This is a genomic window from Amycolatopsis sp. NPDC058986 (assembly GCF_042741125.1).
In the GTDB taxonomy this organism is placed as follows: domain Bacteria; phylum Actinomycetota; class Actinomycetes; order Mycobacteriales; family Pseudonocardiaceae; genus Amycolatopsis.
The window spans coordinates 1-8,735 of sequence record NZ_JBHYJW010000118.1; the positions used below are offsets into that span (position 1 = coordinate 1).

Here is an 8,735-nt window from a genome sequence, read left to right on the forward strand (position 1 = left end):
GCAGGGCTCACCGGTCATGACCGACGGGGCGACGGTGACGTGGGCGAAGTCGACCGACTCGGCGCCGGCGGTGGCGAGCAGCTCGGCGTCGGAGATCTTGGTGATGTCGAACATGGGTTCCTCCTGGTATCGGTGTTCAGAATGCCTGGTAGTGGCTATTTAAATTATGCGCCTGCCGAGTGTGGAGAACCACTCCTGAATTGCGTATCTGCTGGGCGATCCCGGAATGTGGATCAGTCGCAGGGCTCGCCGGTCATGACCGAGGGTGCGACGGTGGCGTGGGCGAAGTCGACGGACTCGGCGCCGGCGGTGGCGAGCAGTTCGGCGTCGGAGATCTTGGTGATGTCGAACATGGTTTCCTCCTGGTGTCCGGTGTGAAGAATGCCTGGTTGCTATATAAATAATGCACCCGCCGACCGTGGAAAACTACTCATGGATTGCGTGCGGTGCGCGTGTTTCGCCAGGCCGGTGGAGTACGGGCGTGCGCGGCCTCGGAGTGGCTCCGCGCATGCGAAAGGGGCCCTTCCTCGCGCTCGGTGCGAGGAAGGGCCCCTTGGCGTAACAGGGTGGGTGCGAGTGGTGCGTCAGCCTGCCTGCCCGTACAGGGCCTCGATTTCGGCCGCGTACTTCTTCGCGATGACGTCGCGCTTGAGCTTCGACGTCGTGGTCAGCTCGTCGCCGCCGGCCACCCAGAACTCCGGTAGCACCGTGAACCTCTTGATCTGTTCGATCCGGGACAGTTTCTGGTTTCCGGAATGGACACTCGCTCGGATCTTCTCCAGTACCTGCTCGTCCTGGGCGAAGACGGCCGGATCCGCCGGAACGGCGGTTTCGGCGGCGAAGGCCGCGACGGCCTCGGGATCGAGGGTGATCAAGGCGACGTTGTACGGTTTGTCGTCGCCGTAGGCCATCATCGGCCCGATCAGCGACGAACCCGCCGTGATGGCGTGTTCGATATTGCTCGGCGACATGTTCTTGCCGCCGGAATTGACGATCAGCTCCTTCTTGCGGCCGATGATCCGGTAGTTCCCCTGATCGTCCACAGTGGCCAGATCGCCGGTGCGCAGCCAGCCGTCCTGGCCGAGCGCTTCCGCGGTCTTCACCGGATCCTTGCGGTAGCCCCGCATCATCCACGGCATGCGCACCAGCAGCTCGTGGTCCTCCGCGATGCGCGCTTCGGCACCCGGGGCAAGTCTCCCGATGGTGCCGATCTTCGAATCCGACGGCGACGATCCCGCGCCGAAACCGCATTCCGTCATGCCCCAGCCGACGCTGACCGCCACGCCGAGCCTTTCCCAGAAGGCGTAGACGTGCTCCGCGATCGCCGCGGTGCCGGTCAGCGCCCATTTCATGCGGTCGAATCCGGCCTTGACGCGGATCGAGTCCAGAAGCCGTTGCTCACCCGCCTCGAACGCGGCCGCGGTTTCGGGGTCGGCCAGCACTTCCCGTTCGACGCCGGCCTTGAGCTTCTCCCAAGTCCTTGGCACGGCGGCGAACGTCGTCGGGTGCAGCTCGGCGATCGTCTCCGCCAGCCTGGCGGCGTCGGCGAGGCAGGTGACCTGGCCGCCGCGCACGATGGGGTAGTAGTGGCGGAAGAACCGGTCACCCGAGTGGCTGGACGGGAGATAGGAGATCGTCGTGTCGCCCGCCTCCATCGGCCAGATGGTGGCGATCGCGTCGATCATCCGCAGCCAGCCCCGGTGGGTGTGCTCGACGCCCTTGGGCGGCCCGGTCGTCCCCGAGGTGTAGATCAGGCACAGGAGGTCGTCCGGCGCCACCGCCCGCCAGGCGGCCTCGAAATCGAAACCCGGTTCCGGCCGCAGCCGGTCGAGGTCGCCGTCCTCGACGATCAGGAGGTGTTCCAGTGGGGCGCCGGATTCCCTGATCCGGTCGGCGAACTGTCGTTCGCAGACCATGATTCTCGTGTCGGAGTGGGTGAGCAGGTAGCCGATCTGCTCCGGCGAGCTGGTGTTGTAGATGGACAACGTGGTGGCGCCGAGATGGGAGGCCGCGACCTCGGTCAGGTTGAACTCGGGGCGATTGGTCAGCATCGCCGTGAACGTGTCGCCCCGTTTCAGGCCCAGCGCCGCCAGACCGCCCGAGAGCCTGCGCACCTCGTCGTCGTACTGTTTCCAGGTCAGCTGGACGACATCGCCCGGGGTGCGCAGCGCGACGTCGTCCGGATGTGCTGCCACGGTCTGCTGGAACGCCTCGGGGAAGGTTCTGGCTCGCGACATTTCCCTTGTCTCCTCAGGTCAGCGGCTTTGTGAGCATTCGGCACCGCGCGTCGCCGAGGCGTCTCTTGGATTGCTTTGCCAGGCTGAGCAACCACGAAGAAAGAATCCGGGGACCAGCGGCGCATAATAAACGGAAATAGGGGCTCGCACATCCCGGTAAATCGGCAACCTCAGGAGATGCCATGTCGTCACCACCTACTCGGCACTGGCTCGCGCTCGCACTGTTGGCCATGACCCAGTTCGTACTCGTCGTCGACACCGCGATCGTGATCATTGCCGCCCCCTCGATGGAGTCAGGCGTCGGCTTCACGCCCGAAAGCCTGCCGTGGGTCACGAACGCTTACGCACTCGCCTTCGGTGGTCTGCTGCTGCTCGGTGGCCGGGCGGGCGACATTCTGGGACGCCGCCGGATGTTCATCGTCGGCTTGGCACTGTTCGCGGTCGGCTCGCTGGCCGGTGCGCTCGCCGGCTCGCCGCTGTGGCTGATCGTGGCCCGCGTGGTGCAGGGCGTCGGCGCGGCAACGGTTTCGCCCGCCGCGCTCGCGTTGGTCATGACCCTGTTCACGGGACAGAAGGAACGGAACAAGGCCCTCGGTATCTGGGGCGCGGTGGCCGCCGCGGGCGCCGCCACCGGATACGTCCTCGGCGGTCTGCTCACCGAATGGTTCGGCTGGCAGGCGGTGTTCTGGGTCAATCTCCCGATCGTGGCCGTGGTCGTGCTGCTGGCGCCGCGCCTGCTTCCCGAGGCGAAGGACGCGAGCCAGCGCACGTTCGACCTCGCCGGAGCCGTCACGGTCACCGGAGGCGTTTCCTTGACGGTGTACGCGTTGTTCAACGCCCAAACCGCGGGCTGGGGCACCGTGCAGACCCTCGGCCTTTTCGCCGCGGCCGCGGTACTGCTCGCCGCGTTCGTCGTGATCGAGGCACGCAGCAGCCACCCGCTCATCTCACTGCGCATCTTCCGGATCGCGTCGCTGCGCAACGGCAACGGTCTCACCTTGCTCACCCAGGGCGCGATCATGCCGATGTTCTTCCTCCTCACTTTGTATGTGCAGCTGGTACTGGGATTCACGCCGCTGCAGGCCGGACTGGCGCAGATGCCCGCGGCGTTGTGCTTCACGCTGCTGGGAACCCACGCCGGCAACCTGGTCAGCCGGATCGGCTACCGGATCCCGGCGACGGCGGGCAGCCTGATCGCCGCGGCGGGCCTGTTCTGGCTGGCCCAGGTCGGCGTGGGCGGCAACTACTTCGCCGACGTGCTCGGTGCGCTGACCATCACCTCGATCGGTGCCACGCTCAGCGTCGTCGCCCTGATGATCGCCGCCACCGCGGAGGCACCGGCGGACAGCGCCGGCCTGGCTTCGGGCCTGGTCAACGTCACCCAGCAGCTGGGCGGCGCGATCGGGCTGGCGGCGCTCAGTTCGGTCGCGGCGGCGGCCACCGCGCGGTCGACCGGGCGGGGCAGTGACTCGCTGACGTCGCTGACCGACGGGGTCGGCGCCGCCCTCCTCGTCGGTGCCGGGCTCGCCGTGGCCACCGGCCTGCTCTCCGCGGTGCTCCTGCGGAAGTCGCGGCGGGCCAGCACCGAATCCGCTGCTCCGGCGAGTGCTCCGGTGGAGAACGAGAGCGCGGTCGCCGGACGTTAGGGCGTCGCATGAGGGAACCGCTCACAGAAATGGACAATGATGGTACGTACGCACGGCGCGTCGAGCGGTGGCCCCGTCGTTCTCCCCGGCACGTTGCGGGACCGGTCTCCCGAGGAGACGTGGGAGCTCGTGCGGCCCCGGATGCGTGACTACGGGATCACCAGGGTCGCCGAGCTCACCGGGCTCGACATCATCGGCATGCCGGTCTACATGGCCGTGCGGCCGCTCGCCACCACCGTGGGTGTCAGCCAGGGCAAGGGCGCCACGCCCTTGCTCGCCCGGCTGTCGGCGGTCATGGAGGCCATCGAGATGTCCGTCTGCGAGCGGTACTTCACCACTCCCGACGCCTTCGTCGCGGCGGCCGCGGAACTCGATCTCCCTTACACCACAACGGAAATAACCCCGACCGAGCGCTCGGTCATCTCCGATCGCTTCCCGCTGCGCTGGGTCCCCGCCGTCGCACTGGGGGACGGGGCGCCGACCTTCGTCCCGCTCCGCGCGGTCGCCATGGACGGCATCGCCGACGGCACCTGGCGACCGCCCACCCAGTTCTGTTCGGCCAATGGCCTGGCCAGCGGGAACAATCTCGCGGAAGCCACGATCCACGCGCTGCTCGAAGTCATCGAACGGTTCTCGACAGCCGGTATGGCGGAAACACCCATCCGGCAGCGAAAAGTCGTGGATCTCCGGACCCTGCCCGAGTGCTGGAGCCGCGATCTCATCGAGCGGTTGCACGACCTCGACTTCTGGGTGGAGGTCGTGGACTGCTCGACCGTATCGGGCGTGTCGACGTTCGCCGCCTTCGTCTGGGGCCCTGACATGCCCGGTCTCTACGCCGGTTCCGGTAGCCATTTCCTGCCCGAGATCGCCGTGCAGCGAGCCTTGACCGAGGCGGTCCAGAGCCGCATGTCGGTGATCAGCGGAACCCGCGAGGACATCGGCAGCGGGGCCTACCGGGGAGTGCGTTATCCCGTCCCGCCGGTGACCGTCGAACCGAACCGGTCGTGGGACGAGATCGCGAAACCCTCGGTGGGGGCCCGCGTTCCGAGCGCGGAGGTGCTTGCCTGGCTGGCCGCTCAGGTGAGTGTCATGTCGGGCCGTCCGGTGCTGCGTGTCGACCTGAGCCCGCCGGGGGAGCCCTTCGCCGTCTGCAAGGTGGTCGCGCCGGGGCTGCCCGAGGGACAGCACGAGGCGAGCGAGGATCTGCCCCGCTACCCCGATCCGGAAGACAGGCAGCCGCGGCTGGCGCAGGCCTCCGCGCAGGAGTAGCCAAGGAACCCCATGACGATCCACGTCTTCGCCGGCCCCTCGTTGTCCGGCTCGCCCGTGCTCGAACTGGCCGGGGTGTGCCCGCATCCCCCGATCGCGCACGGCGATCTCTACCGTCTCCGGCCGGACGCCGGCGACGCCGTCCTCATCGTCGACGGTGTCTATCAGCACACCGCGCCGGTGCGGCACAAGGAAATCCTCGATCTGTACGCGGCCGGCGTCCCCCTCTACGGGACGGCGAGCCTCGGTGCCCTGCGCGCGGCCGAACACCAGGGCCACGGGATGACCGGCCTGGGCACGGTCTTCGCCTGGTACCGGGACGGCCGGCTGATCTCCGACGCCGACGTGGCGTTGACCCACGGCGACGCCGATGTGGACTTCCGTGCCTTCACCCAGGCGATCGTGAGCATTCTCGGCGTCGCCGACCGTTTGGCCGCCGCCGGCCGGCTCGATCCGGCCGAGGCCGCGAAGGTCGTCGACCTCGCCCGGTCGCTGCATTTCACCGCCCGCACCAACACGAACCTGCTGGCGTCGGCAGGCGAGCGAGGGTTGGCAGGCCCGATGCGGCTCGTCGTCGACGAACTGCGCGGCGACCGGCTGAGCGATGTCAAGCGCACCGATGCCGAGGACGCGGTCCGGAGCCTCCTTGCCGAAAATATGCTGACGCCGCCGGGGCAGGGGATCGAGGTGCCGGTCACCACCTGGCGGAAGGAGTGGAGTCTCCAGCACACCCCGGCCACTTCCGATCCCGAAGGCCCGACCCGGCGCCAGGTGCTCGCCTGCGCGCAGCTGTTCCTCCCGGACTTCCCGGACCGCCACACCGCGCATGTGCTGGCCCATCTGCGGCCCGAATATCCGGAGGTCGGGGGAGACACGTTCGTTCCGGCCTGGTTGGACGCCCTGACCACGGAGGAACTCGTCCGCCGGGGAATCCTCGCCGATGGTGAAGCGGCCACGCTCACCAGGCACGACCGCGCGATCCGCGTGCTCGTGCGCACGTTCCGGCGACGCTCGGGGCGGCTCGTCTACGACGGGATACCTCCCGAGCTGGTGCCCGACCTGGCCGAATTGGCCGGACAGAGCGCACGGCTGCTCCGCCTGAGCAGTCAGGCCGTTCAGCTCAACCCGAAGTTCCACCCCGGCGATATTCCCACCGACGTGCTCGATACGACGTTCGCCGCGTTGTGGCGTACCGATGCGCTGGCGACCCACGTGCTCGACCGCGGTTTCCGCTCGGTCGAGGAGTTCCGCGAGCAGGCGCGGCCGTACTTCATCGCGGCACGAGCCTTTGTCGCGATGAGTGAGCGTCCCGCACAGGCGGCGTGAAACGGACACCGGTCATCGCGGGCTTGGACTGCCGCCGTCTCGGCACGTGCGAGATCAGGAGCAGGTCTGCGTCGTGACTGTGCTGTGGTCGTATCGCAGGCCGCTGCGGCCCGTGGCGTGCAGGAGGTTGTCCCGGAACCGGTCGAAGGTCAGCGGTGCCCGTACGGAGGCGAGCATCTCTTGGGTGCGCGGGCAGGCGAGCGTGTGGCGGATCGTGTCCAGTTCGGCGACCGTGAAGTCGCCACGGGCCGCGAGCTGCGCCGTCGTGCCCTGAGCCAGATCGGCGACTTCCCAGTTGATGCCGGCGTACTTGTTGTGCCCGACCCGGCGGCCGGGATAGGGCGTGGTGTGCGCGGCGACCGGATTGGACAGCCCGATGGGGTCGTGGATCCACATGTCCAGCGGGAGGAGCATGCCGGGGCCACCGATGTTGAAGAAGGTCGCGACGCTGTGTCCGGTGCCGGTCGGGTAGAGCTGCCAGCCGTCCTGTTCGCCGGGCACGAGCACCGCGCCCTGCCCGCTGGGCAGCAGCGCGCGGATCGGATCGGCGATCGCGGTGAACTGGTCGAAGTCCTCCGCGAGGATCGGGTGCTCGTGGTGGCTTTCGGACACGTAGGCGGCGCGTTCGTCGGCGATGCCCGTCGCGTCGTTCAGCGGCCGGGTCAGGTTCGTGTACTCGGTCCGCAGCCATCCGGCGGCGACCAGCGCCCACGCGGCGAGCGCGACCGTGGGCACGACGGTTGCGCGCGTCAGCCGAATCGCCATCACCGGCAGCAGGAGGCTGAACAGTGCGGGCAGCAGCATGCGTCCGTGCATGAAGTCGCCGCCGACGCGGATGACGTAGAGCGCCAGGGCAAGCGCGCTGAGCAGCGGCACGGCCACCACCACCGCGACACGCTTGTTCACGGTCTTGCGCCACAACAGGAACAAGGAGACGAGCGCACACAATCCCAGCGGGACCCATAGGTAGTAGGGGCCGGCGAAGTCGCCCAGGTACGTGAGTCCCTTGCCCCACAACGCGTTGGACGCTTCCTTGACCAGCGCGGTGTTCGGGGTGAGCAGCCCGTAGTAGCCCATGCGGAAGATCTGATACGCGACCGGCAGCGCGGCGGCCGCGGCGATCCACACCAGCGCGGCGCGCCAGCCCCGCCACGTGAGCACCAGCAGACCGGCCCCGGCGAAGGCACTGAACAGGCCGAGGTCCGGGCGGACGAGGACTCCGAGACCGATCACGATGGCTGTCAGGACCACCGGTTCGTTCGCTTGGTGCCGGGCGTGCCGCACCAGCAGCCACCACGTGGCACCGAGCCACAGCGTGATCAGCCCGGTCTCCAACCCCGACGTGGCGAAGTCGCGAAACGGGGGCAGCGCGATCACCACGAGCGCACCGGCCGGCACCACGAACACCGACCCGCCGGAGCCGGCGAGACGCCGGGCGCCGTCGAGAGCGAGCACCAGCCCGCCGGTCGCGCAGACCAGGCCCGTGAGCACTGCCAGCCATTCGAGCCGGAGCCCGGGGATCCAGGCCAATGCCGTGAGCAGAAAGGTCCACAACGTGCTGGTATTGGATTCGACCCGTTCGCCGAGGTTGAACACGGGTCCGTTCCCGGCCAGGATCTGCCGCACCGTCCGCAGGACGATCAGCCCGTCGTCGCTCATCCAGCGCCGGTTCCAAGCCAGCACGACGAAAACCGCGGTGGTGAGCCCGAACGCGAACCAGTTCCAGACTCGGGCCCGGGGCCGGCGAGACACCCTGCCGGGCTCGGCAGCCGACGCGCCGGGTTCATTGGTGAGGACCGTGGTCATCCGGGAGACTCTCCTACTTCACGGGTCCGCGCCGGGGAAATTCCCGGCCGCGACCCGCGCTGCCGTATACGACTCGTAACACGGAAGACCCGGTATCCGGAAATGTCATTTCGCGTGCGTTTCCGATACGCGTGCTCGGATCCCCCTGAAACGTGGTGAAAGTGCTTCACCCGACGAGCGCATCGGTTGTGCGACGGCTGTCGTTACATCCGTTACGGCCGATACTCGGTTTGTGACACGGATCACTGGACGTGATGATTAGGCTGTTCGGAGTAGTGTCCGTTTGGTTGCCTATTTCGGTGAGCTGTTATGAGAAAGCGACTGCGGGCATACCGTGCCGTCGCGCCTGGGGTGTCCGGCCTTGGGTGCCCCGGCGGCCCCCGGGGACGGAGGCCCCGGCGGTTATTCAAAAAAACGAGCCCACGACACAAGGAAAAAAAGCGGTAGGCGT

At 67.9% G+C, this 8,735-nt stretch carries 5 protein-coding genes; 3 read left to right on the forward strand and 2 right to left on the reverse strand.

Annotation, left to right across the window (positions count from 1 at the left end; all coding sequences use genetic code 11):
* Positions 1–584 precede the first annotated feature (584 nt).
* On the reverse strand, positions 585–2,237 hold the full coding sequence (locus ACFW0G_RS44840) for an AMP-dependent synthetase/ligase (protein ID WP_378331698.1): 1,653 nt from the start codon (positions 2,235–2,237) through the stop codon (positions 585–587).
* Positions 2,238–2,419: 182 nt separating this feature from the next.
* On the opposite strand from ACFW0G_RS44840, the gene ACFW0G_RS44845 reads away from it, so the two are divergent.
* Genes ACFW0G_RS44845 through ACFW0G_RS44855 form a run of 3 tightly spaced genes read left to right on the forward strand, consistent with a single transcriptional unit; the run spans position 2,420 to position 6,478 of the window.
* Positions 2,420–3,883, forward strand: coding sequence for an MFS transporter (locus ACFW0G_RS44845; protein WP_378331699.1), 1,464 nt, complete (start codon positions 2,420–2,422; stop codon positions 3,881–3,883).
* Positions 3,884–3,919: 36 nt separating this feature from the next.
* Positions 3,920–5,152: a YcaO-like family protein gene (locus tag ACFW0G_RS44850; protein ID WP_378331700.1), complete on the forward strand. Its 1,233-nt coding sequence runs from the start codon at positions 3,920–3,922 to the stop codon at positions 5,150–5,152.
* A gap of 12 nt (positions 5,153–5,164) precedes the next feature.
* Positions 5,165–6,478 carry a TfuA-like protein gene (locus tag ACFW0G_RS44855; RefSeq protein ID WP_378331701.1) on the forward strand — a complete coding sequence of 438 codons (1,314 nt, stop codon included), beginning with the start codon at positions 5,165–5,167 and terminating at the stop codon, positions 6,476–6,478.
* Between the two features lie 54 nt (positions 6,479–6,532).
* Here the strand turns inward: ACFW0G_RS44855 and ACFW0G_RS44860 are convergent, their stop codons facing one another.
* Positions 6,533–8,284 (reverse strand): arabinofuranosyltransferase, encoded by a 1,752-nt coding sequence (locus tag ACFW0G_RS44860; RefSeq protein ID WP_378331702.1) that lies wholly within the window; start codon positions 8,282–8,284, stop codon positions 6,533–6,535.
* Positions 8,285–8,735 lie beyond the last annotated feature (451 nt).

Excerpts from the sequence above, each read along its gene's own strand:
- ACFW0G_RS44855 (WP_378331701.1), top strand. The coding sequence starts at position 5,165 with ATGACGATCCACGTCTTCGCCGGCCCCTCGTTGTCCGGCTCGCCCGTG.
- ACFW0G_RS44860 (WP_378331702.1), bottom strand. The coding sequence starts at position 8,284 with ATGACCACGGTCCTCACCAATGAACCCGGCGCGTCGGCTGCCGAGCCC.
- ACFW0G_RS44850 (WP_378331700.1), top strand. The coding sequence starts at position 3,920 with ATGATGGTACGTACGCACGGCGCGTCGAGCGGTGGCCCCGTCGTTCTC.
- ACFW0G_RS44845 (WP_378331699.1), top strand. The coding sequence starts at position 2,420 with ATGTCGTCACCACCTACTCGGCACTGGCTCGCGCTCGCACTGTTGGCC.
- ACFW0G_RS44840 (WP_378331698.1), bottom strand. The coding sequence starts at position 2,237 with ATGTCGCGAGCCAGAACCTTCCCCGAGGCGTTCCAGCAGACCGTGGCA.